The sequence below is a fragment of the Roseovarius sp. MBR-51 genome, assembly GCF_053628575.1.
This window is the reverse complement of sequence record NZ_JBRJGQ010000003.1, coordinates 101386-128141: the sequence shown is the minus strand read 5'-3', so window position 1 is coordinate 128141 and position 26756 is coordinate 101386. Positions and strand designations below refer to the sequence as shown.

Sequence of the window (26756 nt, the reverse complement as noted above, 5' to 3'; positions counted from 1 at the left end):
CTCTGGAGTGACGACAATGGCGGTACAGAATGGCAAGGACCTGCTGGTTAAGATCGACCTCAACGGCAGCGGCAATTTTCAGACGGTGGCGGGGCTGCGGGCCACGCGGGTGAGTTTCAACGCTGAGAGCGTGGACGTGACGAGCCTCGAGTCCGCCGGGGGCTGGCGCGAGTTGCTGGCGGGCGCGGGCGTGAAATCGGCGAGCATCAGCGGCTCGGGCATTTTCCGCGATGCGACAAGCGATGCGCGGGCGCGGCAGATCTTCTTTGACGGGGAAATGCCGGATTTTCAGGTGGTTATCCCGGATTTCGGCACCATCGAGGGGCCGTTCCAAGTGACGGCGATCGAATATGGCGGCACCCATGATGGCGAGGCGACCTATGAGTTGGCGCTGGCCTCTGCGGGGCAGTTGACCTTTACGGTGCTGTGATCTGATGGCCAACCCCTGGGCAGGTGAGGTGGCGTTGGTGATCGGCGGAGAGCGGCAAGTGATGCGGCTGACTCTGGGGGCTTTGGCCGAGTTGGAGGCGGGGTTGGACAGCGGCTCGCTCGTTGATCTGGTGACGCGGTTCGAGGGCGGCGCGTTTTCCACCCGCGATGTGCTGGCGTTGATCGTGGCGGGGCTGCGTGGCGGTCGCTGGCGCGGATCGACGGCGGATCTGCTGAGTGCCGAGATCGAGGGCGGGCCGCTGGCAGGGGCGCGGGCGGCGGCGGCGCTCTTGGTGCGGGCTTTTGCCTTGCCTGAGGTGAGTGGATGAGCGGGCGGTTTGATTGGCCCGCGTTGATGCGCGCCGGGCTTCAGGGACTTGGTCTCAAACCTGCGGAGTTTTGGGCGCTGACCCCGATGGAATTGCGCCTGATGCTGGGCGAGCGGCAGGGCGTGGCCCCAATGGCGCGCGACGGGCTTGAGGCGCTCTTGCGCGCCTTTCCCGACAGTGAAGGAGAGATGAGAGATGGATGATCTGGAGCGGGTCGATGAGCTCGAGGCGCAGATTGCAGCACTCGATGATGCGATGGGGCAGGCGACGGGGATGGCGGCTGCCTTTGGTGCGGAGCTGGCACGGGTAAAGGGTGGCTTTGCCAGTGCGGGGCAGGATGTGCAATCGCTCGAGCGGGGGCTGAGCCGCGGATTACGCGGGGCCATACGCGGCGCTGTGGTCGATGGCGATAGCCTGTCGGACAGTTTGCGGCGGTTAGCCCTGAGCATGGTCAATACCGCCTTCAACGATGCGACACGTCCGGTGACAGATCAACTGGGTGGCCTGATTTCGCAGGGGATCGGCAGCCTTGTGGGTGGGCTTTTCCCCTTTGCCAAAGGCGCGTCGTTTTCGCAGGGCCGGGTACAGCCCTTTGCCAATGGTGGCGTGGTGAGCGGGCCTGTGAGCTTTCCGATGCGCGGTGGCACCGGGTTGATGGGTGAGGCGGGGCCAGAGGCGATCATGCCGCTCAGCCGTGGCCCCGATGGGCGTCTTGGCGTGCGCGCGCAGGGCGGCGGGGGCGTGAGTGTGGTGATGAATATCCAGACGCCTGACGCCGAAGGGTTTCGCCGCTCTCAGGGGCAGATCGCGGCGCAGCTTGGCCGCGTGATCGGACGCGGTGGGCGCAATCGCTGAAAAGGAGCAGGACATGGGATTTCACGAGGTCAGATTTCCGGCGAGCCTGAGTTTCGGCTCGCTTGGCGGGCCGGAGCGGTTGACGGATATCGTCACGCTCGCCAATGGGTTTGAGGAGCGCAACACGCCTTGGGCGCAGGCGCGCAGGCGGTATGACGCGGGCGTGGCGCTTCGGTCGCTCGACGATATCGAGGCGCTGATCGCGTTTTTCGAGGCGCGGCGTGGGCAACTTTTTGGCTTTCGCTGGAAGGACTGGACCGATTTCAAATCGGGCCGGGCCAAGGCCGCGCCGGATTACCGGGATCAGGAGATTGGTGTGGGGGATGACGCGACGGTCGCCTTTCAACTGCTCAAATCCTATCGGTCTGGCGATGAGGTCGCGCTGCGGCCAATCGTCAAGCCGGTCAAGGGCACGGTGCGCATGGGTCTTGATAATGTCGAGATGCAGGAGGGCGTGCATTACGAGGTAGATACTTTCACTGGCGTGGTCACGTTCTCGGAGCCGCCCAATCGCGGCGTGCCGGTCACGGCGGGCTATGAATTCGACGTGCCGGTGCGGTTCGATACGGACCGGATTCAAACCAGCCTTGCCAGTTTTCAAGCAGGCGAGGTGCCCAATGTGCCGGTGGTGGAGATCCGGGTATGAGCAGCCTTCTGGAGCATCTCAAGTCGGGTGTTACCACGACCTGCCGGTGTTGGGCACTGACGCGCCGCGACGGGGTGGTGATGGGGTTCACCGATCACGACCGGCTGTTGGCGTTTGAGGGCGTGGCGTTTCGCCCTGATACCGGGCTGAGTGCCTTGGCCTTGCAGCAGACAACTGGGCTGTCGGTCGACAACACCGAGGCCTTGGGCGCGCTGAGCGATGCGGCCATCCGCGAAGCGGATATCGAGGCCGGGCGATATGACGGCGCGGAGTTGCGCGCGTGGCTCGTCAATTGGCAGGATTTGACAGCGCGCAAGCTGATCTTTCGCGGCACGATGGGCGAGTTGCGGCGCGCAGGCGGGGCGTTCGAGGCCGAGTTGCGCGGGCTGACCGATGCGCTCAACGTGCCGTTGGGGCGGGTCTATCAAAAGGCGTGCAGCGCCATTCTGGGGGATCGGAGCTGCACCTTTGATCTGGATACGCCGGGGTATGTTGCGGAGCGCCCCGCCGAGACAGTCGACGACAACCGCGTGTTTCGCTTTGCCGAGATGAGAGGGTTTGAAGACGATTGGTTTCGGCATGGGGTGATCCGGGTTTTGAGTGGGGCTGCGGTGGGGCTTATCGGATTGATCAAGCGCGACCGCAGCGATGGCGCGGGGCGGGTGATTGATCTCTGGCATCCGTTTGGGGCGACGGTCGCGCCGGGGGATGCGCTGCGGATCGAAGCGGGCTGCGACAAACGCAGGACGACCTGTCAATTCAAGTTCGACAACCTTCTGAATTACCAAGGGTTCCCGGATATTCCCGGCGATGACTGGACGATCACGGACCCGACCAAGAGCCCGCGTCTGGATGGCGGGAGTCGCAGATGAGCGAGCAGGGAGCGCGGATTGTCGCGGCCGCTCGGGGCTGGATCGGCACGCCCTATCGGCATCAGGCGGCCTGTCGTGGGGCGGGTTGTGATTGTCTGGGTTTGGTGCGGGGGCTGTGGCGCGAGGTGTGCGGTGCTGAGCCGGAACGCCCGCCCGCCTATTCGATGGATTGGTCCGAACCCGCGCGGCAAGAGGCGCTGTGGCAGGCAGCGGCGCGGCATTTGCTGGCCAAGGATTTGGCCCGAGAGGCGGTCGGTGATGTGATCCTCTTTCGCATGCGCGAAGGGTCGGTTGCCAAGCATCTGGGCGTGGTCGCTGAACTGGGCGCGCGCGCCCGTTTCATTCACGCCTATTCGGGGCATGGCGTGGTCGAAACCGCGCTGAGCGCCCCTTGGCGACGGCGCATCGTGGCGCGATTTGCATTTCCCGAGGAGGGCTGACTCATGGCAACCATTCTGTTATCCGCCGCAGGGGCCGCGATTGGCGGGGCCGTGGGGGGCACCGCGCTTGGCCTCTCGTCGGTTGCGATTGGGCGATTTGCCGGGGCCGTGATCGGCCGTTCGATTGACCAACGATTGTTGGGACAGGGATCGGAAGTGGTCGAGACGGGGCGCGTCAGCCGGTTGCGCCTGACCGGCGCAGGGGAGGGCGATGCCATCCCGCAGGTTTACGGGCGCATGCGTGTGGGCGGTCAGGTGATCTGGGCGACCGAGTTTCGCGAGAATGTGACCGTGACCCAAGGCAGCCGGGGCGGCGGCAAGGGCACGCCGCGCCCCGCGACACCAGATACGCGGGCGATCAGCTATTCGCTAAGTCTGGCGCTTGCGCTCTGCGAGGGCGAAATCACCCGTGTGGCGCGCGTCTGGGCGGATGGGACCGAGGTGGCCCCAACCAGCCTCAACATGCAGGTCTACAAGGGCACGCGCGATCAATTGCCCGATCCCCGGATCGAGGCGGTGGAAGGGGCAGGCAACGTGCCCGCCTATCGCGGCACCGCCTATGTGGTGATCGAGGATCTCGACATCAGCCAGTTCGGCAATCGCGTGCCGCAGTTCAGTTTCGAGGTGTGCCGCCCGTCGCAAGCGGGCAGTCCGGGTGCGGATCTTGATCCTGTGCGGGCGGTGCGGGGCGTGGCGCTGCTGCCCGGCACGGGCGAATACGCGCTGGCCACGACGCCGGTCACGATGAATTTTGGCCTTGGGTCGAGCGGGATTGCCAATATCAACAGCCCCTCCGCACGCGCGGACATGGCTACGGTGATTGAGGGACTTGTCGAGGAATTGCCGGCCTGTGGGGCGGTGTCGCTGATTGTGAGCTGGTTCGGTGACGATCTGCGCTGCGGGGTTTGCCAGATCAGGCCACGGGTGGAGCAAAAGCAGTTCGAGGCGTCGAACATGCCATGGCAGGTTTCGAGCCTGAGCCGTGCAGAGGCAGGCGAGGTGCCGATAGATACACAAGGCCGCGCGGTCTATGGCGGCACGCCGACCGATCAGGCCGTGATCGAGGCCATTTTGGCGCTGCAACAGGCGGGGCAAGAGGTGCTCTACTATCCATTCATCCTGATGGAGCAGATGCCGGGCAATGGCCTGCCCGATCCGTGGAGCGAGGCCGAGGATCAGGCGGTGCTGCCGTGGCGAGGGCGCATCACGACTTCCAAGGCACCGGGTCAGGCGGGCAGTCCTGATCGGACGACAGAGGCTGAGACCGAGGTTGCGGCGTTCTTTGGCACCGCGCGGGCTGCGGATTTTATCGTGACACCGATTGCGGCGCAGGTGGTGGAAAACCCTGGCACCGGCGCGCTGGATCTTTTGAGTTTTGGTGGTGCGGTCAAGCTGAGCCCGGTGGCCTATCATGGCCCCGATGAGTGGTCCTATCGCCGCTTTATCCTGCATCAAGCGGCGCTCTGTGCCGCCGTAGGCGGGGTCGAAAGTTTCTGTATCGGGTCGGAAATGCGGAGCCTCACGCAAATCCGGGGGGCGAACAACAGTTTTCCGGCGGTGGCGCAGTTGATCGCCTTGGCGGCAGAGGTGCGCGCGTTGTTGGGGCCGGAGGTCAAGATCAGCTATGCGGCGGATTGGTCGGAATATTTCGGCTATCAGCCGGGGGATGGGGATCGGTTCTTTCATCTCGATCCTCTGTGGGCGGATGGCAATATCGACTTTGTTGGCATCGACAATTACATGCCACTCAGCGATTGGCGCGAGGGGGACGATCATCGCGACGCGCGCGATTGGCGGTCGATCTACGATCTGGGCTATTTGCAAGCCAATATCGAAGGGGGCGAGGGCTATGACTGGTTCTACCCCACTCCCGAGGCGCGCGCGGCGCAGCGGCGGGTGCCGATCACCGATGACGCTTACGGCGAGCCGTGGATCTGGCGGTTCAAGGATCTGCGAAGCTGGTGGGAGAACCGGCATTTCGAGCGGGTTGGGGGCCTGCGTGCGCCGGAGCCAACCGCTTGGGTGCCGCAATCGAAGCCGATCCGCTTTACCGAATATGGCTGTGCGGCGGTGGACAAGGGCACCAATGAGCCGAACAAGTTCCTTGATCCTAAATCATCGGAGTCAAGCCTGCCGCGCCAGTCCACGGGGCAACGCGATGAGCTGATCCAGTTGCAATATCTGCGGGCCATGGCGGGCTACTGGAGCGATCCTGTCCACAATCCTCTCTCGGAGGAGTTCGACGGGCGGATGGTTGATATCGATCACGCCTATGTCTGGGCTTGGGACGCGCGCCCGTTTCCCTATTTTCCCGGCAATCTCGACCTCTGGTCGGATGGCGCGAATTATGCGCGGGGCCATTGGATCAATGGCCGCGTCAGCGGGCGGCGGCTGGCGGATGTGATTGGCGAAGTGGCGGCGCGCGCGGGTTTGCGTGAACTGGATACAAGCCGCGCCGAGGGGTTCTTGCGCGGCTATCTGGTCGATCAGGTCAGCGAGGCGCGCGCGACGTTGCAACCTTTGATGCTGGCCTATGGTCTTGATGCCATCGAACGGGACGGTGTGTTGCAGTTTCGCGGGCGCAATGGGCGGGTGGATCATGCGGTTGATCTCGATCAGGTGGTCCGCGACCCGGAACTGGGGGGCGTGATAGAGGAATTGCGTGGCAGCGATCTGGAACTTGCGGGCCGGGTGCGGCTGCGGTTTCTCGAGGCGGATGCGGATTACGAGGCGATTTCGGAAGAGGCGATCTTGCCCGATGAGGCGACGCATGCGGTGGCGGCGTCAGAGATGCCGCTGGCGCTGACGCGGGCCGAGGGGCGGCAGGTGGTGGAACGGTGGCTCTCGGAGGCGCGGGTGTCGATTGATACGCTGCGCCTGACGTTGCCGCCGTCGCAATTGGCTGTCGGGGCAGGTGATGTGCTTGCGCTGCCAAAGGGCGAGGGCGGTGCGCAGTTTCGCATCGACCGTGTCGAGCAGATGGGCAATGCCCAGCGCGTCGATGCGGTGCGGATCGACCCCGAGAGTTATCGGCCTATCCTGATCGAGGATAACCCGGCGCGGCTGCGCCCCTTTGTGGCGCCGGGACCGGTGACGCCGCTTTTCCTCGATTTGCCTCTGCTGACCGGCGGGGAGGTGCCGCATGCGCCGCATATCGCGGTGCTGGCCAATCCTTGGCCCGGTACAGCGGCGGTCTATTCTTCGTCGGAGGATGCCAATTACCGGCTCAACACCTTGATTGCAGCGCGCAGCACAGTGGGGGTGACGCAAACGCCGCTCTTGCCAGCACCCATGGGGCGGATCGACCGGGGAGATGGGTTATTCGTGCGGATGCGGTTCGGGGCGTTGGAAAGCGTGGGCGATGCGGCGCTGTTGAACGGTGCCAATCTCTGCGCCATTGGCGATGGCACGCCGGGGGGCTGGGAATTGTTCCAGTTCCGCGATGCAGAGTTGGTGGCACCGGAAACGTATGTTCTGCGCCATCGGCTGCGTGGGCAGGCGGGAACGGAACGGGCAGGCGGTGGCGTCTGGCCTGCAGGGTCACTCTTGGTGCGGCTCAACGGCGTGCCGCACCAGATCGAATTGACCGAGGCGCAGCGTGGACAGGCGCTCCATTACCGGATCGGGCCGGGGGGACGGCCAGTGGATGACCCGAGTTTTTCGCATGCTGTGATTGCCTTTGACGGGGTGGGTCTGCGCCCTTATGCGCCGGTGCATCTGCGGGTTGTCGGGGCGGGGGGGGATCTGGCGGTAAGCTGGATCAGGCGGACGCGGATCGGCGGGGATCGTTGGGATACGCCCGAGGTCCCGCTTGGCGAGGAAAGCGAGCGCTATCTCTTGCGGGTGACGCGGGGGGCGCAGGTCTTGCGCGAGGTCACTCTTGACCGTCCCGACTGGATCTATCCGGCAGCGGCGCGCGTGGCCGACGGGCCGGACGCTGGCAAGCAGATCGACGTCGCGCAGATGTCGGCCATGTTCGGGATTGGCACATTCGCAACCCGTGATCTCTGAGGCGCGCGTGGCCTATTTGAGTATTTAGAGAACGGTGAAGCAGGGGCGGGGAGTGATCCCGCCCCGTTTTCACATCAGCTTGAGGTTTGCGGAACGCAGCTATTCGTTGAGGCATCCCACGCGGTGCCCGCAACGCAGGAAATCGCCTGTTTCTGTTTGCTGTAGTTACAGCCCCCCGTGGCCAAGGCCAGACTGGGTGTGACGACAAGCGCGAGGGCGGCCAATCCGAATTTCAACTTCATCATACGTCTCCCTGTTGGACAGGGGGTCAGGCTATCACGATTCCCCGAAAACCCGGGCAAAAATCGTATTCACATGCTTGGTGTGATAGCCCAAGTCGAATTTTTCATCAATTTCCGCCGGGCTGAGGGCGGCAGTGACCTCTGAATCATTCAGCAATTCGGTTTTGAAGTCGCAGCCGGTTTCCCAGACCTTGAGCGCGTTGCGTTGCACGAGGCGATAGGCATCCTCGCGGCTGACGCCCGCTTGGGTCAGGGCCAGGAGAACGCGCTGCGACATAACGAGGCCGGGAAACTTGTTCATATTGGCCATCATGTTGTCAGGGTAGACCAAGAGTTTGTCGATCACATTGGTCAGCCGCGCGAGGGCGAAATCAAGGGTGATGGTGGCATCCGGGCCGATCATGCGCTCGACAGAGCTGTGCGAGATGTCGCGCTCGTGCCAAAGGGCAACGTTTTCCATGGCGGGCACCACCGTCATGCGCACAAGGCGGGCAAGGCCCGTCAGGTTCTCTGTCAGCACCGGGTTTTTCTTGTGCGGCATGGCGGACGAGCCCTTTTGCCCCATCGAGAAAAACTCGGCGGCTTCCAGCACTTCGGTGCGTTGCATGTGGCGAATTTCGATGGCGACATTTTCGATGCTGCTGGCCACGACGCCAAGCGCGGCAAAGAACGCGGCGTGGCGGTCGCGCGGGATCACTTGGGTGCTGATTGGCTCGGGTGTCAGGCCAAGCTGGGAGCAGACATGCGCCTCGACGCGTGGGTCGACATTGGCAAATGTGCCGACGGCGCCGGAAATCGCCCCTGTCGAGATCTCTTCGCGGGCGGTGTGCAGGCGGCGCAGGTTGCGCTGCATTTCGGCGTAGAAGCGGGCAAAGGTCAGGCCCATGGTGGTGGGTTCTGCGTGGATGCCATGGCTGCGCCCGATGCGCAGCGTGTCCTTATGCTCGTAGGCGCGGCGCTTGAGCGCGGACAAGAGCCCTTCCATATCCGCAATCAAGATATCGGCGGCGCGGGTGAGCTGGACATTGAAACAGGTGTCGAGCACATCCGACGATGTCATGCCCTGATGCACGAAGCGTGCCTCGTCAGAGCCCACATGCTCGGCCAGATGGGTGAGAAAGGCGATGACGTCGTGCTTGGTTTCGGCCTCAATCTCGTCGATGCGGGCGACGTTGAACTCCACCTCCCTGGCTTTCCAGACCGCCTGCGCATTCGCGCGCGGGATAACACCGAGATCGGCCATGGCGTCGCAGGCATGCGCCTCGATTTCGAACCAGATGCGGAATTTGGTGGCGGGTTCCCAGATGGCGACCATGTCGGGGCGGGAATAGCGGGGAATCATGCGGCGATCCTTGATCTGTCGGAAATGAGGGTTCGCCGCGCTTGTAATGCGTGCAGAGGAGGGCGGCAACCCGCGCCGCTCTGTCGTGACTGGATCAGGCCGCGAGCAGCAGGATAGGCAAAAAGGCAAGCGCCAGTGCGCCAAAGCCGAAGTCACCGCCGCCGCCGCCGCTGTCATCGTCGGAAATGGCTGCGTGTTCTGGTCCTTCGTTCTGATCTTCGGTGGCGGGCAAAGTGGGGATCAAGCTGTCATCGGCATCCGGCGACGTGCCATTGGACTGCACGATATCCGAGATGGTGAGGATAGTTTCGGGCGTCTCCGCGTCCACGAAATCGGGGATTTCTGTGGCGTCTTGGGTCAGGTTGGCGAACTCTGCAGTAAAGGTCGGATTGTGCATCTCGATCATCAGAATTTCATGGGGTGCGAGGTCGGCGATGAGGATACCATCCTCGATCAAGTCGTTCGGGTTTTCTTCGGTCACGACCGGCTCTGCGGTTGACAGGCTGGGGTTTTCGCCGTCGGCCACGCCCAGGCGTGTGATGGAAACATCTCCCAGATCCCGAAGGATATTCATGAAATCCACGACTTCTTGGCTCGATTCATCGCTGGTGGAGGCAATGAAGGTCACCATCCGGTCCGGCGCAAAGAAGACATGCACATCAGCGGTTTCGCCAACGACCTCTGTCTCGCGGCCCACGCTATCGGCCAGCGCAAGCGGGCGGGTGCCGGGCAGTGTCTCTTGCATCATGCGGAACATTTCGCCGGGAACGCGGATATCGCCCTCGCCCTCGCCATCGGCCAAGCCGGTGCGACTGTTCATCTGGAGTGGCCAGACATGGGCGGCGTCCACGCCCCCCCAAGAGAACGCTTCGAGGACGTTCAGCATCTCATGCGCTTGTTTCAGCCCGAAATCCGACTCTTCATCCTCGGAGACACTCCGTTTCAGGTTCCATTCCGTCGCGTAGATATCAAGTTCCGGCATTTCTTCGAGCCAAGTGTCCTGAATTTGCGAAAGTTCGAAATAGCGGCTGCCCGGCGTGTCGATCCCTTTGGAGTAAATATGCCCGACCACACCGTCGATTGCCTCCTGCTCGGTGGTCGTATCGAATTCACTCATGATGATCGCATTGGCGACTTTGGTCCAAGCGATGTTGCCGGACGAATAGATATACTCTTCGGCGGAGAGGTTCAGACCGTGGATTTCGTTCAGCGACGCCAACTGCTCTTCGGGTGTGCCAGAAAAGGTCTGTGAGAGACTGTCAGCTCCGTAGTTCATGCCCATCTGAACGAGAACATCGGTTTCGGAGAATCGTTCCGCTTCGGGATGGCTGGTCATCTCGTCCTTGACGATGACGGCCATATCGGCGGCAAGACGCCCGTACTCAAAGGTATTCATGCCGCCGCTGCCCCAGTATTCGTTGCCGAGCTCGATGGCTTGAATGTCAGGCGAGCCATAACGTCCGTCGAATACGTCCCGCAGAAACCCGCGCAATGCAGGCTCGTCGATTTCGGGCAGGCGATTGCCTTGGGCATCCACCTCGTCGCTCAACAAGCTACGGGTTGGCAGTACGATGGTCACCGAAATCCCTTCATCCTCGGCAAAGCCAAGGGCATCACTTATCGCCAGAAACGGCTTCTCTTGGCCGGTCAGGTTGTCGATGGCAAAGTCTCTGTCGGGATTGTTGATGTCGAAGTAATATTCCGTGAGGCTGCCACCCGGATACCGCAGGTGTTCGACGCCAAGCGTGCGGACCACATCGTCAAATGTTCCATCTGAGCCGACGCGGTCCTTGATGCCCAGAATGTTCGCACCGAAATGCGCCTGCGAAAAGGCGGTGTCAGACAAGGACCCTGCTGAAAGTGTAAATGGCATCGCAACCCCCGGCATCCTACAGACTGCAATAGGGGGGCGCCGTTCACCTTTGACGGGTGGGTCGAACCTTGGTGGCGTAGAACCCTACTTGCCAAGGAATTTCTAAGGAAAACAGAGATTTATGATACTATTCAGCCGGATAGCCAATGCTTCCGTATAGGGTGTTAACCATGTCTCAAATCTTGGTCTGGAAGTTGCAATTTCTGACCCGGTTTCATCCTCGGAATGTGAGGTGGCACGATTCGTTTCTGGCAAATATGGATGAAAAACAACGTGCTATTTGAGATGATGCACATTGGATGATGGTAAATTCGGCACAGGTTTTCGCAGAGGTCACAACGCGGCAAAGTAGCACGGAGCTCGACCAGAGGTCAGGCAGATGTCGACGCATCCGGGTTGAGGGCGGTCCGTCTGGGCGATTCGGGTGCGGGACCACTCTGCGGGAGGAGAGTCGGGCTATGGTCTGACGCAAATTCCCTGGGTGGGCACAACGCCGATGGCGTTTGATGCGACCGTGACTTGTCCCGAGCGTCAAGCGTCAAACGACAAGGAGCAAAAGCGGAAGCAAGGCCAAAGCGATTGCGCCGAAGCCAAACTCAAAACCGCCTCCGTGTTCGTCGGTTGAGGGCTCAGGGTCCGCGTCCAGCGGCTCGTCCTCGGGGGATGCCGGCAGGGTCGGGGGCAGTTCGGGATCGGGATCTTCATCCGTTCCAGCGGGAGAGGCCGTCGTGTCACCCAAAGGCTCATCCGGGTCCGGATCAGCCCCTTGCGTGATCTCTGGAATGACTGGCAGGGTTGCGGCCAGCGCCTCCACAGGGGACGAATAGGTCGGATTGGACATTTCGATCATGAGTATCTCATGGGGTGCGAGATTGGCGATTAGAATTCCGTTCTCGATCAGGTCTGCCGGGTTTTCTTGGGTCACCGAGGGAGTGGCTGCCGAGTGTGTGGGAGACTCACCCTCGGCCACTCCGAGGCGGGTTATCGTAACTTCACCCATCGTCGTGACCAGCTCTGAAAAATCCACAGTCTCTTGGCTCGCTGTGTCGCTTGTGGAGGCCAGAAATGTCACCAGCCGATCTGGAGAGTAGAATACATGGGCATCGGCGGTCTCGTCCTCGATCTCGGTCTCGCGCCCTTGGCTGTCTGTAAGCGTCAAGGGGCGCATACCGGGCAATGTCTGTTCCATCAGGCGGAACATTTCGCCGGGCACGCGGATATCGCCATCGGTATTTGCAAGGCCGGTGCGGCTGTCCATCTGGAGCGGCCAGACATTGGCGGCGTCAACACTACCCCAGGCAAAGGCCTCCATCAGATTGAGCATTTCATGCGCCTGCTTGAGGCCAAATTCAGTCTCTCGCTCTTCGGACACGCTGCGCTTCAGGTTCCATTCGGAAATATAGATGTCGAGTTCCGGGAATTCTTCGCCCCAGGTGTCGGATATCTGCGACAGTTCGAAATAGCGACTGTTTGGGGCGTCGGCCCCTTTTGAATAAATATGTCCTACGACGGCGTCGATGGCGTCTTGCTCTGCGGCTGTATCGAATTCGTTGACGATAATGGCGTTGGCCACCTTGGCCCAAGCGACATTGCCAGAGGAATAGAGATAGACATCTGGCGCAAGGGTCAGCCCGTAGGTCTCGTTCAAGGCAGCCAGTTGCTCTTGGCCCGAGCCATCAAAGCTGTCGGAGAGGCTGGCGGAGCCATAGTTCAAACCCATCTGGACGAGCACATCTGTTTCGGTGAACAGCTCGGCATTCGGGTGGGCTGTGATCTCTTCGTTGACGATGACGGCCATGTCTGCGGCCAGACGCCCGTATTCGAACGAGTTCATCTCACCGCTGCCCCAGTATTCGCTACCGAGCTCAATGGCCTGCAAATCTGGCGAACCGAATTTTCCGTCGAACAGATCGCGCAGAAATCCGCGGAGCGTTTCCTCGTCAATGTCCGGCAGGCGGTTGCCGTGAGCGTCGACCTCTTCGCCGATAAACATACGCGTGGGAAGAACCAGTGTCATTCCAAGCCCCTGAGTCTCGGCAAAGCCAAAGATCTCGCTGATGGGCATGATCTCGACCTCTTCGCCGGTCGTGTGGCTGGTCGCGATCTCGCTGTCGGGGTCGGAGAGGTTAAAGAGATCTTCGGTCAGACTGCCGCCGGGATAGCGGAGGTGATCCACAGAGAGGTGGTCGACGACATCATCGAAGGTGCCGTCCTCGCCAATGCGATCCCGAAGACCCAGAACATTCGCGCCAAAATGCGCCTCAGAATAGGTCTCGTCGGATAATGATTTCGCCTTGAGCTGAAAACTCATGGTGACTTCCTCCAACTGTCAAATGTCTACGGACGTGAGGCAAATTCCCCGGTTGCCTCGCACAATCTGCGCGGGACACGCGTCAGCCTTTTGACCCGTTAGATTTAGTCAAAACACGAAAAATGAACTATTATCCGGTTGGATAGCCTATCCAGAGGGATATATCGGCCCTGCGCGAACAGACTTTTGTTCCGGATTGGGCGGTGGATTGTCATGTGCCTAAGGGTATTGGACGCGGTCCTGTCAGAAATCCGCACTTGCTGGCCTCAGCCACAGATGTCTTGTCCTATGGGTGGTTGGGTGAGTTTGCGACTGGGGCCAGACATGTCCCGGTAAATGCGGCCTTTACGGTCTGGCTTGCGAATCGTGCGGCGCTGTCGCAGGGGTGACATATGAGAAAATCTGTCATCCTGAACGATTTTGAAGGTGTCTGGCTCATTGAGCGGGATATCCGGCATGCGGATGGCACGACAGCGCAGTTCACGGGTCGCGCGGTCTGGAGGCCTGATGCAGCAGGGGCTCTGGCCTATCACGAGTCCGGGCAGATGCTGCTTGAGAGTGGTCTGCGTTTCGAAGGCGAGCGCCGCTATGTCTGGACCCACGATCTCTCGGTTTGGTTCGCGGATGGCCGGTTTTTTCATGCCGTGCCCGCATCGGGGGGAGACACCGGGCATTGGTGCGATCCGGATCAGTATGAGGGACATTATGATTTTACCGAATGGCCCGCGTTCAGGGTCACGTGGCATGTGCGTGGGCCGCGCAAGGATTACCAGATGGTGACGCGCTATCGCCGATCGGATGATTTAGCGGATGCAGCACATGGGGCGCTTGGCTAAAGTCCTGCCATGACAGAGATTCTCCAGACCCGACTGCCCTATGATCCCAAAGGACCACATGCCTTGCCGGGGGTTTCTCCGCTCGACATGGCCGATTGGCTTGTGGTTGATGAGGCTTTCTCTGGCCAAATGGCAGAACGGGCGCGTTTGCTCGCCGCCGCGCGCTCAGAGGTGCTCGCGGTCACGGAAGGGGCTGATCCCGCTGCGTCGGAGCTATTGCAGTTTGTGTTGGGCTGGCTGGATCAATATGCTCAGGGCTACGAGATTTCTGCAAAGCATGTGCGCCGCCCGGATGGCGCGGTGGTGCCGATTGATCGCGGCGACCCGATGGGCACGCTGGGGCATCTGGTGCAAGAGGATCTGTGCATCCTAGAGCGGCGTGGCGATGAGCATGTGCTCACGGCGGCGGTCCTGTGCTTTCCGGCGAGTTGGCATTTGGCGGATAAGATTGGCCGTCCGTTGACGACAATTCATGTGCCGGTCAAGGCCTATGATCAGGGGCTCGCGCGTCGGGTTCAACGGCTCTTTGACGGGGTGCAAGCTGGGCGACCGCTCTGGCGGTTTAACGCGCTGCGCTATGCGGATGCGACATTGCATCAGCCACGGGCGCGTGTGCAACCCAGTGCCAGTGCCGATTACCCCTATTTGCGCAGTGAGCGGCAATGCGTATTGCGGCTTCCTGAAACGCGGGCCCGCGTGTTTTCGATTCACACCTATATCCTGTCCCGCCGCACGGTCGACGTTTGACGGCGCACGCGCGGCGCGCGGGGGCTGTCCTTGGGTGTCTAGCTGAAGAGCGGCTGCGCCTCGCGTAGGGTGGTATACGTCAGCAGCGCCGCGCCAAGGGGGGGCGCATGCAGGAACAGAGTGAGGCCAAAGGTTATAATCGTCAGGCGCATGGGAACTGAGACACCGGGAACGGCCAACTGAGCCTCTTCGGCCTCGGCAGGAGTGCGGTGTGGCTTCGGTCTGAATTCTGTTTCCGGGTCTTCGCGTTTGCGCCTTACGGTAGATTTCCCCACACCATGGGCTGGACGGCGTGTGCGTGCGGCATCGCTCGCGCCGCCCGCCAGCAGCTCGAAGGTCATGTCAAGAAGGGTGCTTCCAACGGGGCGGTTGGCCGCCCCATGCAGAACCGCGTCAAACGGCAGATAGCTGCGCACCCGCTCAACCAGCCGTCGCGTCAGCATCTCATAGGCTTCGGGGTCAAGATGAACCTCGCGCTTGGTGTTGCGCGGACCGACTGCCAGCACCAGATAGCTTGGCCGGTCCTCGGTCGCGGCAGGTAGCCAGCCGAGCGCTATGCGCACGGCGTCCCGGTCGATAAGCGCGATGTCTTCGCCATCCCACGTCAAGCGGCGCAGCTGCGGCGCAAGGCGTTGGGATGCGATGTCAAATTCCTCGACAATGTCCGGAAAGGCCATTTCTGGCGGGTCGAAGAATTCCAATGCAGCAATCTGGCCGAAACTCTGTCTGCTCATTTCATGCCCCGTTCTTGAGAGGGTTCAGATGAAACCGGACATACTTGGCACGTTTACAGTGAGAGAGGGGAGAGCGCGATAGCGCGTCACCCTCCATCGATTTGCGCTGCCATGAGGGCAATCGCCTTTTGGTAGACGCTTGCAGCGTTCCATTGTTGGATGACTGCGAAATTTGGTTGGCCTTCCTGGTACCCCTGTCCGGGTTGCCATCCCTTTTGGCGCAGGAAATTGGCGGTGGAGGCCAGCGCGTCGGTGAGGTTGTAGAAATCAACCCGGCCATCGCCATTGGCGTCGACACCGTAGCGCAGCGCATTGCCCGGCAAAAATTGTGTGTGACCGAGTTCGCCGTGTTTCGCCCCTTTGGTCTGAGCCGTGATCGCTCCCTGATCAACGAGCTGTAGCGCGCCGAGGGCGTGCGGTCGAAAAAAGTCCGAACGTCGGCAATCATAGGTCAGCGTCACGATAGCCGAGACCACCGCACTATCGCCCATAAAGCCGCCAAAACCGGTTTCCATCCCATGAATGGCAATCAGGACACCGGCTGGCACGCCATATTGCCGTTCCAGCGCGTCGTAAAAGGCGGCGTCATTCACGCGTCGCTTGCGGCCCTGTGCCACAATGGTCGGACCGCCACGGACCTGCAGGAACTTTTCGAGACTGTACTTGAAACTCTTCTGGTTGCGATCGGCCGCGATGGTACTGCTGGCGTATTGTGAGCCTGCCAATGCGTCGAGACCGCGTTGCCCCACGCCTTCGGCGGCGGCTTCTCTGGCAAAGGCAGCCTTCCATGCCGAAAACCCGTCGGCGCTGTTGCCGCAAGGGGCCGCCGCTGCACCGGTCGCGGCAAGGCTCAGCCAAAGACCAAGTGCCATAGGCCGCAGTCGGCGGTTATCAGTGTTGAACATTACAAATCTCCCGTAAAACAGCTTTCGGGTAGAGTGTAACGCCCCCCACGCGCACCACAAGAGCGGTGCGGGTGGGAATTTACGCTGATGCGTCATCCCAGTAGATCCTGAACCGCTTGGAGCGCCTGTGCCGTTGCTCCATGCACCTGCAACGTAAGAAAAAAACCGCTCAGGGCCGCAGCCTGCGAGGCCAAGCGCAGGTTCTCGCCGCGTAGCAGATTTACGACAGCGAGGGCCGCCGCCACGGGCAACGCAAAGAGGGCCAGGGTGATCGTCATCATCCAGACGGCCAAACGCAAAGGTGCCGTGCTTTCGCGAACTCCGTCAGCCGTAGGATTGTCGGCATCATTCTGCTCCAACGTCTCGCGGAATACGGACCGTAGCGCCCCCGTCACGTGGGCATCCGGATCGCTCTGCCGCTCAGATACAAACCGAGCTTGCAGCGCATGATTGGTGGACTCAATGTCCGGGAGACGGGAGCGGGCGGCTTGCGCCTTTGGATAAGGAATGATCTCGGCCTGTGGCGCAGCCTCTTCTTCTTCTTGCAAGGTGACCGCTTCGAGAAACTCAGCGTGGTTCAGCAGCGCCAGGGGATGAACCCATTGCACATAATCCGGGGCAAGTGTGAAATGCAGGGACCGCAGCACATGCGCCATGACCGATAGCGCCAGATCTGCATTCGGCGGGGCCTCGGGATCAATCTGGGACAGGCTGAGCGCAAGAAAATGCTCAACCCGCTGGTCAAGCCTGACAACTTTGTGGTCTGGCTTGATTTCAATTCTGAGGATGAAGTTATCGGAGTGCAGATGTGCCGTGCTGTCAGACAGCACGCGCAGCCGTGTTGTCTGCTCGTCCAACCAGTCCAAAGTCATACCGATCCGGTTTCCGATCCGGACAATGTCGAAGGTTCTCGTACCGAGAAATACTAGCCCTGCCGTAACCCTGTGAGTGGAATTGGCCATGGGATTTTCCATTATCAACGTTGTGATTGATCCCGTTATGACAACTGAAGGAGGAGCTAGTTTGTTTCAAATGAGGATAGATTGGGGCAATTGCTCAAAAATCGTAGCATTGATGCCAATCACGCAACGGTGATCTGGGCGTGAAGAAGGGCACCCCGATTGGGGTGCCCTTGATCTTTTACACAGGCCTGATGGCTCAGCAGCTGTAATACATGCCGAATTCGACCGGGTGAGGCGTGTGCTCGTATTTGTGGACCTCGTCAAACTTGAGGGCGATGTAGGCCTCGATCTGATCCTTGGTGAACACGTCGCCAGCCAGCAGGAAGTCATGGTCTGCCGCGAGACAATCCAGCGCTTCGCGCAGGCTACCGCAGACGGTCGGGATGTCCTTGAGCTCTTCGGCGGGCAGGTCATAGAGGTTCTTGTCCATGGCCTCGCCCGGGTCGATCTTGGACTTGATACCATCCAGACCGGCCATCAGCAGAGCCGCGAACGCCAGATAGGGGTTGGCGCTCGGGTCGGGGAAACGGGCCTCGACGCGCTTGGCTTTGGGGCTCTCTGTCCACGGAATACGCACGCAGCCCGAGCGGTTGCGGGCCGAATAGGCGCGCAGAACGGGGGCCTCAAAGCCGGGGATCAACCGCTTGTAGCTGTTGGTGCCGGGGTTGGTGAAGGCGTTCAGCGTCTTGGCATGTTTGAGAATGCCACCGATGAAATAGAGCGCCTCTTGGCTGAGGTCGGCATATTTGTCACCGGCAAAGAGCGGCTTGCCGTCTTTCCAGATCGACATATTCACATGCATGCCAGACCCGTTGTCGCCATAGATCGGTTTGGGCATGAAGGTAGCCGACTTGCCATAGGCATGCGCCACGTTGTGAATGATGTATTTGTATTTTTGGATCTCGTCGGCTTGCTTGGTCAGCGTGCCGAAAATCAGGCCCAATTCGTGTTGGCAGCTTGCAACTTCGTGGTGATGCTTGTCCACCTTCATGCCGATGCGTTTCATGGTCGAGAGCATTTCGGCGCGCAGGTCTTGGGCGTCGTCAACCGGGTTCACCGGGAAATAACCCCCCTTGAGTCCAGGACGATGGCCGGTATTGCCCATCTCGTATTCGGTGTCGCTGTTCCAGGACGCGTCAACGGCGTCGACCTGATAGGAGACCTTGTTGATCGTGTTCGAGAAACGAACATCATCAAAGATGAAAAATTCCGCTTCGGGACCGAAATAGGCCACATCGCCGATCCCTGAGGACTTGAGATAGGCCTCGGCTTTCTCGGCCGTGCCGCGCGGGTCACGGTCATAGGATTCGCCGGTATCGGGCTCAACCACGGAGCAATGAATGCAAAGAGTCTTTTCCGCGTAGAACGGATCGACATAGGCGCTTTCAGTGTCGGGCATCAGCTTCATGTCGGAGGCTTCGATCGACTTCCAGCCAGCAATCGACGAGCCGTCGAACATAAAGCCTTCTTCGAGGAAATCTTCATCGACCAAATCGGCGACCACGGTCACATGCTGCAACTTGCCACGCACGTCTGTGAAGCGGATGTCGACATAGTCGATATCCTCGTCTTTGATCAGCTTGAGAACTGCGTCGTTGCTCATTCTCTTGTCCTTTTCTTGTTGGAGTAGATATTAGAGCGCGTCTGAACCGGATTCACCGGTACGGATGCGAATGGCTTGTTCGACGGGGCTGACAAAAATCTTGCCGTCGCCAATCTTGTCGGTTTTGGCCGCGTCGATGATTGCTGCGATGGCCGCGTCCACCTGATCGTCATCGAGCACGACGTCGATTTTCACCTTGGGCAGGAAATCAACCACGTATTCAGCGCCGCGATAGAGCTCGGTATGGCCCTTCTGGCGGCCAAACCCCTTGACCTCGATGACCGAAAGGCCCTGAATGCCAGCTTCCTGAAGCGCCTCCTTCACCTCGTCGAGTTTGAAGGGCTTGATGATCGCTTCGATCTTTTTCATCGGCTGGGGCCTCCCGCGGTTACGTTTCGGAACGTGCAGACCACTTCTCAGCGGGGGTCTCAATCGGTTACGCTCTGTGATGTGGGCAATCCCGGCGCGAAGGTTAAGTGTTGCCTAAATAATAGGCGCTTAGGTGCAAAATTCAGCGAAATTGAATCGCGAAACGGCCGGTAAGGGGCAGAACATGGTGAACCTTCTGACATCCGCGCAAATGCGCGCTCTCGAACAGGCGGCGATTGAGTCGGGCGCTGCCTCTGGGCGTGACCTGATGGAGCGTGCCGGACGAGGATTTGTCGCGGCGGTCTTTGAAACGTGGCCGGACTTGGAGCGCGCGCCTCACAGGGCGGTTGTGGTCTGTGGGCCCGGCAACAATGGCGGCGATGGGTTTGTAATCGCCCGCCTGCTGCACGACTGGGGCTGGGAGGTCGCGGTGTATTCATTGGGGACTGCAGACCGCTTGCCGCCTGATGCGCGGATCAACCATGATCGCTGGCGCGAGATTGGGGCGATTTCGTCCTTGAAGGCAGGAGCCGGGATCGAAGCGGATCTGCATGTTGATGCGCTCTTTGGGATCGGACTGACTCGCCCCCTTGAAGGGGTGGCGCTGGACTGGGCGCGGTGCCCGCGCAGTGGCAGGGTGGCGGCGGTTGATGTGCCGTCGGGCCTGTGTTCCGACAGTGGGCGGGTTCTAGGCGCGGGGGCTGTCCATGCCGATCTGACCGTCACCTTTCACGCTGCGAAAGCTGGCCATCATCTGGCGGAGGGTCCAGAGCATTGCGGACGGCTGGTTCGTGCCGACATCGGTTTGCGCGTTTGTTCGGTGGAGGGAGCGGTCAGGCTGATCGAAGCGCCTGTGCCGGATATGCTCAACAAGACGGGCCGCGCACACAAATACTCCAATGGCCACGCTTTGGTTCTGACCGGCGGGGCAGGGCGCACGGGGGCTGCGCGTTTGGCGGCGCGCGCTGCACTGCGCATCGGGGCGGGGGTGGTGACATTGGGCGCACCACCCGCCGCTCAGATGGAGGTCGCCTGTCAGATTACGGCCTTGATGGTGCGGCGGATCGGGACGGTCGATGATCTGGCCGAGATGATTGAAGACCCTCGGATTACGGCAGTATGCCTTGGGCCGGGGTTGGGTGGGCGTCGCGCGCGTGAGTTGGTTCCGGCGGTCGTGGGAGCGGCGCGCAACCTGGCCGTTCTGCTGGATGCGGATGCGCTGTCGGCCTTTGAGGATGGGCCGGAGGCTCTCTTTGGCATGCTGCATCCGGCGTGTGTTCTGACGCCGCATGCCGGAGAATTTGCGCGGCTCTTTCCGGATATCGCTGAACATTTGGCCGCGCCCCCTCTAAACGGGCCGGTCTATTCCAAAGTGGATGCAACGCGTGCGGCGGCCAAGCGCGCAGGCTGTGTGGTGCTTTACAAAGGCTCCGATACGGTGATTGCCGATCCTCATGGCCGATGTGCGGTCAATTCCACCCATTACGACAATGCAGCCCCCTGGTTGGCGACGGCCGGATCAGGGGACGTGCTGGCGGGTTTCATCACGGGTCTCATGGCGCGCGGTCTCGACCCTATGCAGGCCGCAGAAATGGGCACATGGCTTCATGCCGCCTGCGCCCGAAGCTATGGCCCCGGGCTGATCGCCGAAGATTTGTCCGAGGAGTTACCCAAGGTCTTGCGCGCAATGGTCGATTAGGCGGCGCGGGCGTCGAGACGCATTTCGGGGCTGCTGGCCAATTCCAATCCATCGACATAGAGGATGTGGGGCACAGTAAAGTCGAGCACGAAGAGGGTCATATCCTGCGCCGGCTCCAAAGTTACAAATTCGCCATCCACCAGACGTTCAGCGGGCACAAGGACCTGTGCATCACCAAAGAGCGCCTTTGCGCGCCAGTCACGCACGAGCATAGGTTGGTCGGCCGGCAAGGTCACATCCTGCTCGGGCCGCGTATGCCCAAGGGACCCGGCCATGATCCGTACCGCAGGGGTGTGCCGCGTATGCCGGGCGATGCCAGTGAGAACCGCCGTACCGCTGTCACGGGTTATGACACGGTCGCCCACCCGCAGATCGGCCACCCGACGTTCGCCGTCGAGGGTAAGAATGATGCTGTCAGCCCAAAGGCCGCATGCGTCCACAGGGGGCAAGACGGTCAAGCCGCCGTCTGTCCGCCCGACCGTTTTCGGTTTCATGGCGTGTCTCACTTGTTATCTGCCTCAAGATTACAATCACAATATGGCAAGATTGGGTTAATGTCCTACCTTTTTTTCAATGGGATCCGCCGATCAACGCCTGAATTTTCCGCTCGCATCTATCCCAACGCTTTGCTAGAGAACGCGCCAGCGACCGGCAACGGGACGCGGATTATGCGGGTGTGGCGAAATTGGTAGACGCACCAGATTTAGGTTCTGGCGACTTAGTCGTGGGGGTTCGAGTCCCTTCACCCGCACCACTTTGATTTGATTGTATTTTTCTGAATTCATGCTGCTCATTTTCCTTTCTACTTTTTGGGGTTTCGCGGTTTGTTTCGCAGGTTCCCGTTCCGATCTTGTTCCGTTCTCAGCGACTCCTCTTTTCTTGGGCACGCTTCGAGGCTGCGCGCTGATCGCGCTTGGCGCGATATTTGCGGACCATTTCCATGGTCTTATGACCGGTAACGGCTTGCACCTCATCATCGCTGCAACCTGCATCAGATAGCTGCACCGCAGCCGTGTAGCGCCAGCCGTGCGGGACAAGGCGCGCTGAACCCTCCATAATGCCCAACGCGCGGCGAACCTCCTCAACGGCCCTCTGAGCGGCGCGCTTGGCGATATGCTGGGTCAAGTTCTTCGCGAGGATATGACGCCCGGTTTTGGGCAAGCTGTTCAGGTAATTTTGCAGCCGTTCCGGGCAGTAGATCGAGAGCTTTGTCCCGGTCTTGTCCTGGACAACGTCCATGTATTCCCCATCGAAATCAGACCACTCCATACCGACGCAATCGCCGATCCTTTGGCCTGTTCCTACGCAGAGTTCGTATATGGTCCTTGCCGTGGTAAGGGCGTTCTGGTCACAGTAGCGTTCATACGCGGCAAGCTTGTCCTCGGGCCATGGCTCGTATTCTCCGCCAGTCAGCTTGGTAATATCAACTACGGGGTTGCGGTCGATCCACTCCAGATCGACGGCGAATTTGCAGAGGATAGACAGGACGGCGAGACGCTCGTTTGCCTTGGACCAGTTTGCCTGTAATGCCTGTTGAACCTTGATAGCATCCTTGCGCCGGAACCGCGTCATATCCTTGTCGCCGTTCTTCTCCCGGATCGCTTCACAGTGGCGGCGATAGTTCTGCCGGGTGCCATTGGCCTTGCTGCGGAACGCGGGGGACTGGTAGTAGGCGACGATCAAGTCATTCCAAGTTGTCTTGCACATGCGCTTTGAGCGCCCGGCACGAATTGCCCAATACTCGCGCGCAAACTCCTCGGAGTCGGGGTTGTTTGGCAATCGAACGCGGGTGACTTTGCCGCCTCGATCAAGGCGAAAATAGATATATTGCCGCCCCTTTATGGTCTTGAATTCGAGATATGGCAGGTCTGGCTTTTTCATGCCTCAAATTCCCCATCAAGTGTATCGCCGCTCGCAATGGCCTCCAGATCTCTTACCCTCCAGCGCTGAAACCCATGAAAGTTTTCGGGCGGCGGAAGGGCCCCAGACTGCACCAGCGAACGGAATTCAGAGGGCTTCATATCAAGAAGCGCCGCCGCCGTCTTTTCGCTGGCCAGTATGGGGGACGGGGGACGGGGCATTTCTGGTCTTACATCCCTCTTGATTGGGAAGGGGCGCTGCTATTGATCTCCCCGCACCTGTGGTTGCTTCAAGTGCGGGGAGAGGCTGAGGGGAGAACTTGACAAACTACCCTCAGAATTCGGGCGCGGCCCGGAAAGGATACAAGCCGCGCCCCTTAAGGCCGGGCAGGGGCAACCCGGCCCAAAGATCAAACGCCCGGATTCTTATACCAGGTCGCCGTTTCGATGAACGTGGCGTCCAGCGCCCACACAAGCCGGAATTCCATACCAAGCGTTGTCCAGCCGGGTTTGCTTTCGACAACCGGGAAGGTCATGTCATCCTTTGTCGCCCAAACCAGACCATCAAAGCGCGCTGGGTCTGCCGCGATATACCAAGCGGCGGGGTCGGTAAGGCCCGGCTCAACAAGAACCTCCAGCTTTCCGGCCCAAGGGTTCACCTCGCCAACCGTCGCAGGGGTAAGAGCCGCGACCACCTGTTGTGCGACGGTTTCCAGATCCGGGGGCACGATCAGGAAAGCTGGCGCGATTGCCAGAACCTCGCCAAACGGCCCTTTCTGGGTTCGCATGGCCTTGACGGCTGCACCCACGGTCGTAACACCCGGCGCACCACCAGAGGCGGCGAGATTCCCATGATCGGCATGGAACATCGCCAAACCGTCTCGCATGACCATGTTCGTCTCGATCGGCTCAAGCATCACGATACGCTTGCGGACATTTGCCGCGCGAAGCATGGCGTCGGCCACCCCACCGAGAAGGTCAATCCGGTCGTTTGCAATCGCTTTGTTGGATACCGCCAAGCCGGATGCAAAATCGCGCAGAACCGGGTTCTTTTCGCCCTTCTCATCGACAGTCACATATTTGATCTCACCTGCTTCCGCGACTTCTTGCGGCGTCGAGCTTTCGGTAAGGCTCAGAGAAAAGCTTTCCCGGTAATCTGGACGTGTGGTGAACCGTGCGGCGCGCTCGATTTCAGGGGTGCGGGCTTCGAGGCCGCGGGCCAGCACGTTTTCGAGACTTCCTTGGGTCGCAAGAACAAAATCGCTGGTGGAGTGCGAGCCGACGGCCATGCGGATCGCCTCGCCGTGATTGATTGGTCGTGCGCCGGTTGCGCGCACCATCTGCATGGCCATCTCGCCCATTTGCATGGTAGCAAACTCGCGCCCCACGGTCGGCTCATGTTTGAGGCCCATCTGCTGCGCAAGGCGCGCCGTGAGACCATCCTGCACTTTTTGGCGCAACCCCTCGCCGTGGTCCCATGAGGTACCGACGTTTGAGGAAAGGCGCGGGCCACCGACCCCGTGAATTTGCCTCTGGGTTGCCTCGCCCACCTCACCGAGAGCCGCATTGACTGCCTGCGTGACAGCAGTGGCGCCATCGTTCCCGGCCGCGAGAGCTTGGGCATAATGCTGCCGGGCATGGCGCCGCATTGCATCGTTCAAGGTGCCAGAGGCATCAAGCCGATGTTCGAGGTCCTTCGTGTGGGTCATCGCTACACGCGCTGCCTCGACGGCAACGCCGCGCTCGGCCATCACGTCAGCCAAAGCACTAGGATATTCACCAGATGTAGCGATCTGGCGATGCTGCGCCAGAATTCGCGCACTTGGGATATTCAGGTTTCCGTCAGCCATCTATCGGCCTCCTTTGGTCACGCCATTTTGGCAGGTTGAATGTTCGGATCACTTTGGGCCATGCCTTCGACAATGGCCTTAAGGTCGGTTGGAACGTGCCGGAACTTTGACAGAAGTTCCCGCTGTGATTTTGCGACCGGTGCAAAATCGGCGTGGTCAGAATCGATGATCTCATCCGCGAAATTGAGATCAACCGCCTCTTGTGGCGTCAGCCACGTTTCATCCTCAAGCCAAGAGCGGATACGCTCCTCCGGATGCCCGGTAAGACTCGCCACCATCTGAACGTGAAGATTATCCAATTTCTCCATCTGAGCTGCTGCATGCCGGTGTTCGGCCGCGCCTCCGAAGGTGAGGGAACTTCCCATGTGGTGCATCATCATAGAATGTCGGCACATGCGGATTTTTGTACACCCGAGAGCAATAGTTCCGGCTGCGCTTGCTGCGAGGCCGATAACCGTGCAGGTCACTTGCCCATGTCTCCGTATGGCGTTGAAGCACGCCACCCCCTCGAACGCATAGCCTCCGCCGCTGTTGATCTCGATATGTACTGGCTGGCCTTTGCTGCGCCGCAAGACCTCTAGGACTTGTCGCGTCGTCTCACCGTTGATTTCGCCGATGATGCTCAGGTCTGGGGGGGTCACAGGCCGATCTCCCACACATCATCGTCGCTGAGGTCAACACCCAACGCCCGAGCGCGGGCGTAGGCCTCATGGTATGCTTGCGACAGGCTGACAGAAATCAACCCTGTGCAGAAAATGTGCGGGGTAGAGTTTCTGTCGTTCTCACGCTGTTGTCGCCCAAACGCAGCGGCGGCGATCTCCTCGATTCTGCCTCTGAAGACCACTTCGGACTTGTGGATAAGCGGCGAGTTGCCGTCCGAATTGCGAAAAGAAGCCTTTGCAACATGAATGTAATCCACTGTCCACGGGTGAGGGTCACGTCCCAAATGGAGCGCTTTTGCCCGCAAGATTTCCGTCGCGCTTGACCAGAGAATGCCTTGATCAGTGAAACTGCGCGCTGCAATCAGAAAGGCGGCATCATGAATGTCATACCGCACCCACGTTCTGCCGCCGCCATCAACCTCAGCCACAGCCACCTCGAAAGGCAAATTGCCGTTTGCGCGATGCGTCATGAAGGTTTGAGCGGACATCTGCGCAATCGCGCAAATTTCGGAACGACGCATGATTTACACCTCTTCGTGAATGTATGGTTCAGTAACTCATTTTTTTGTATTACTGAATAGCTCAAAAATGCAAGAGGAATTTTTGAAGTGCCGATCAACTATCCCACTTAGCCCTTGGCTCCTTCGATCTGGTCCAGCTCTTCACGAACCTCGTCCGCCAAGCGCGCCATCACCTCGAAGAGGGCAGAGAATGCAGCATCAGGATGCGCCAGTGCGACACCGGATTCAGTGGCGGCAATTCCGATCTTGGCGAGTTGGTGAAGCTGGTTTGCCTTGTCCAACGGGGTGTTATCCGATGAATGGGTATAGCAGGATTGGGCGATGTAGGTCATTGCGATGTGCTCCGATTGTGGTAATTATAACTGGGTTATGCTTTTCACACGTTTGGCGGCACGTCAAGAAAAATAACAGGGTTATAAAAATGAACGACACTCAATGCAAAATGGCCCGCGCCGCACTCGGCCTCGGTGTTCGCGAACTTGCTTCCCTTGCAAATGTTGCTCAGGCGACAATTTCGCGTCTTGAGCGTGGTGAGCAACTGAAGGCTGGGACCGTTGCAGCAATCCGAACTGCGCTAGAACGTGCGGGCGTTGAATTCATCGCAGGGAACGGAGGCGGGCCGGGGGTTCGCCTCCGAAAGAAGGAATAGAAGGCCTTTG

At 60.1% G+C, this 26756-nt stretch carries 27 protein-coding genes and 1 tRNA gene; 13 read left to right on the top strand and 15 right to left on the bottom strand.

The window, feature by feature from the left end; all coding sequences use genetic code 11:
* Positions 1–16 precede the first annotated feature (16 nt).
* From ACSSVY_RS05155 to ACSSVY_RS05120, 8 genes are read left to right on the top strand one after another with little or no spacing between them, the layout of a single operon-like run.
* On the top strand, positions 17–430 hold the full coding sequence (locus tag ACSSVY_RS05155) for a phage major tail protein, TP901-1 family (RefSeq protein WP_008282342.1): 414 nt from the start codon (positions 17–19) through the stop codon (positions 428–430).
* A 4-nt stretch (positions 431–434) separates the two neighbouring features.
* Complete coding sequence (locus ACSSVY_RS05150) at positions 435–758, top strand: gene transfer agent family protein (protein WP_454268351.1); 324 nt, start codon at positions 435–437, stop codon at positions 756–758.
* Positions 755–961 carry a rcc01693 family protein gene (locus ACSSVY_RS05145; RefSeq protein WP_454268350.1) on the top strand — a complete coding sequence of 69 codons (207 nt, stop codon included), beginning with the start codon at positions 755–757 and terminating at the stop codon, positions 959–961. The genes ACSSVY_RS05150 and ACSSVY_RS05145 overlap by 4 nt, the downstream gene beginning before the upstream one ends.
* Positions 954–1613 carry a phage tail tape measure protein gene (locus tag ACSSVY_RS05140; RefSeq protein ID WP_454268349.1) on the top strand — a complete coding sequence of 220 codons (660 nt, stop codon included), beginning with the start codon at positions 954–956 and terminating at the stop codon, positions 1611–1613. The genes ACSSVY_RS05145 and ACSSVY_RS05140 overlap by 8 nt, the downstream gene beginning before the upstream one ends.
* Positions 1614–1626: 13 nt before the next feature.
* A complete protein-coding gene (locus tag ACSSVY_RS05135) occupies positions 1627–2259 on the top strand; it encodes a phage distal tail protein, Rcc01695 family (protein WP_454268348.1) in 633 nt (210 codons plus the stop codon).
* Complete coding sequence (locus ACSSVY_RS05130) at positions 2256–3131, top strand: DUF2163 domain-containing protein (RefSeq protein WP_454268347.1); 876 nt, start codon at positions 2256–2258, stop codon at positions 3129–3131. Before ACSSVY_RS05135 ends, ACSSVY_RS05130 begins: the two co-directional genes overlap by 4 nt.
* On the top strand, positions 3128–3571 hold the full coding sequence (locus ACSSVY_RS05125) for an NlpC/P60 family protein (RefSeq protein ID WP_454268346.1): 444 nt from the start codon (positions 3128–3130) through the stop codon (positions 3569–3571). Before ACSSVY_RS05130 ends, ACSSVY_RS05125 begins: the two co-directional genes overlap by 4 nt.
* 3 nt (positions 3572–3574) lie before the next feature.
* Complete coding sequence (locus ACSSVY_RS05120) at positions 3575–7582, top strand: baseplate multidomain protein megatron (RefSeq protein ID WP_454268345.1); 4008 nt, start codon at positions 3575–3577, stop codon at positions 7580–7582.
* A gap of 74 nt (positions 7583–7656) precedes the next feature.
* On the opposite strand, the gene ACSSVY_RS05115 is transcribed toward ACSSVY_RS05120, so the two are convergent.
* From ACSSVY_RS05115 to ACSSVY_RS05100, 4 genes are all read right to left on the bottom strand, one after another.
* Positions 7657–7824 carry a hypothetical protein gene (locus tag ACSSVY_RS05115; protein WP_454268344.1) on the bottom strand — a complete coding sequence of 56 codons (168 nt, stop codon included), beginning with the start codon at positions 7822–7824 and terminating at the stop codon, positions 7657–7659.
* Between the two features lie 34 nt (positions 7825–7858).
* Positions 7859–9166: an adenylosuccinate lyase gene (gene purB / locus ACSSVY_RS05110; protein ID WP_454268343.1), complete on the bottom strand. Its 1308-nt coding sequence runs from the start codon at positions 9164–9166 to the stop codon at positions 7859–7861.
* Positions 9167–9260: 94 nt separating this feature from the next.
* On the bottom strand, positions 9261–11039 hold the full coding sequence (locus tag ACSSVY_RS05105; RefSeq protein ID WP_454268342.1) for a type I secretion protein: 1779 nt from the start codon (positions 11037–11039) through the stop codon (positions 9261–9263).
* 538 nt (positions 11040–11577) lie between these two features.
* Positions 11578–13350 carry a type I secretion protein gene (locus ACSSVY_RS05100; protein WP_454268341.1) on the bottom strand — a complete coding sequence of 591 codons (1773 nt, stop codon included), beginning with the start codon at positions 13348–13350 and terminating at the stop codon, positions 11578–11580.
* Between the two features lie 392 nt (positions 13351–13742).
* Between ACSSVY_RS05100 and ACSSVY_RS05095 the strand changes: the two genes are divergently transcribed.
* Complete coding sequence (locus ACSSVY_RS05095; RefSeq protein WP_454268340.1) at positions 13743–14186, top strand: DUF6314 family protein; 444 nt, start codon at positions 13743–13745, stop codon at positions 14184–14186.
* Positions 14187–14195: 9 nt separating this feature from the next.
* On the top strand, positions 14196–14933 hold the full coding sequence (locus tag ACSSVY_RS05090) for a heme-dependent oxidative N-demethylase family protein (protein WP_454268339.1): 738 nt from the start codon (positions 14196–14198) through the stop codon (positions 14931–14933).
* 38 nt (positions 14934–14971) lie between these two features.
* Here the strand turns inward: ACSSVY_RS05090 and ACSSVY_RS05085 are convergent, their stop codons facing one another.
* The 5 genes from ACSSVY_RS05085 to ACSSVY_RS05065 form a co-directional block, all read right to left on the bottom strand.
* Complete coding sequence (locus ACSSVY_RS05085) at positions 14972–15667, bottom strand: hypothetical protein (protein WP_454268338.1); 696 nt, start codon at positions 15665–15667, stop codon at positions 14972–14974.
* 86 nt (positions 15668–15753) lie between these two features.
* Entirely contained in the window at positions 15754–16539 is a 786-nt protein-coding gene (locus ACSSVY_RS05080) for a lytic murein transglycosylase (RefSeq protein WP_454268591.1), read from the bottom strand.
* Positions 16540–16664: 125 nt separating this feature from the next.
* Entirely contained in the window at positions 16665–17534 is an 870-nt protein-coding gene (locus ACSSVY_RS05075; protein ID WP_454268337.1) for a hypothetical protein, read from the bottom strand.
* Positions 17535–17730: 196 nt separating this feature from the next.
* Complete coding sequence (gene glnA, locus ACSSVY_RS05070; protein ID WP_454268336.1) at positions 17731–19137, bottom strand: type I glutamate--ammonia ligase; 1407 nt, start codon at positions 19135–19137, stop codon at positions 17731–17733.
* A gap of 30 nt (positions 19138–19167) precedes the next feature.
* The gene (locus tag ACSSVY_RS05065) at positions 19168–19506 is read right to left on the bottom strand and encodes a P-II family nitrogen regulator (RefSeq protein WP_008282302.1); all 339 of its coding nucleotides are present in this window, start codon (positions 19504–19506) and stop codon (positions 19168–19170) included.
* Positions 19507–19690: 184 nt separating this feature from the next.
* Here ACSSVY_RS05065 and ACSSVY_RS05060 point away from each other — a divergent pair, with 184 nt between their 5' ends.
* Positions 19691–21205: an NAD(P)H-hydrate dehydratase gene (locus ACSSVY_RS05060; RefSeq protein ID WP_454268335.1), complete on the top strand. Its 1515-nt coding sequence runs from the start codon at positions 19691–19693 to the stop codon at positions 21203–21205.
* On the opposite strand, the gene ACSSVY_RS05055 is transcribed toward ACSSVY_RS05060, so the two are convergent.
* Positions 21202–21699: a Hint domain-containing protein gene (locus tag ACSSVY_RS05055; RefSeq protein WP_454268334.1), complete on the bottom strand. Its 498-nt coding sequence runs from the start codon at positions 21697–21699 to the stop codon at positions 21202–21204. The two genes, ACSSVY_RS05060 and ACSSVY_RS05055, sit on opposite strands and share 4 nt — an antisense overlap.
* Positions 21700–21875: 176 nt before the next feature.
* Here ACSSVY_RS05055 and ACSSVY_RS05050 point away from each other — a divergent pair.
* Positions 21876–21959, top strand: a tRNA-Leu gene (locus ACSSVY_RS05050).
* 107 nt (positions 21960–22066) lie between these two features.
* Here the strand turns inward: ACSSVY_RS05050 and ACSSVY_RS05045 are convergent.
* The 5 genes from ACSSVY_RS05045 to ACSSVY_RS05025 form a co-directional block, all read right to left on the bottom strand.
* On the bottom strand, positions 22067–23086 hold the full coding sequence (locus ACSSVY_RS05045; protein ID WP_454268333.1) for a tyrosine-type recombinase/integrase: 1020 nt from the start codon (positions 23084–23086) through the stop codon (positions 22067–22069).
* 388 nt (positions 23087–23474) lie between these two features.
* Positions 23475–24914, bottom strand: a complete 1440-nt coding sequence (locus tag ACSSVY_RS05040; protein WP_454268332.1) for a phage major capsid protein — start codon at positions 24912–24914, stop codon at positions 23475–23477.
* A 17-nt stretch (positions 24915–24931) separates the two neighbouring features.
* A complete protein-coding gene (locus tag ACSSVY_RS05035) occupies positions 24932–25555 on the bottom strand; it encodes a head maturation protease, ClpP-related (RefSeq protein WP_454268331.1) in 624 nt (207 codons plus the stop codon).
* Positions 25552–26097: a hypothetical protein gene (locus ACSSVY_RS05030; protein WP_454268330.1), complete on the bottom strand. Its 546-nt coding sequence runs from the start codon at positions 26095–26097 to the stop codon at positions 25552–25554. The genes ACSSVY_RS05035 and ACSSVY_RS05030 overlap by 4 nt, the downstream gene beginning before the upstream one ends.
* Positions 26098–26204: 107 nt before the next feature.
* Positions 26205–26429 carry a hypothetical protein gene (locus tag ACSSVY_RS05025; protein WP_454268601.1) on the bottom strand — a complete coding sequence of 75 codons (225 nt, stop codon included), beginning with the start codon at positions 26427–26429 and terminating at the stop codon, positions 26205–26207.
* Between ACSSVY_RS05025 and ACSSVY_RS05020 the strand changes: the two genes are divergently transcribed.
* On the top strand, positions 26393–26746 hold the full coding sequence (locus ACSSVY_RS05020) for a helix-turn-helix domain-containing protein (RefSeq protein WP_454268329.1): 354 nt from the start codon (positions 26393–26395) through the stop codon (positions 26744–26746). The two genes, ACSSVY_RS05025 and ACSSVY_RS05020, sit on opposite strands and share 37 nt — an antisense overlap.
* Positions 26747–26756: the final 10 nt, after the last annotated feature.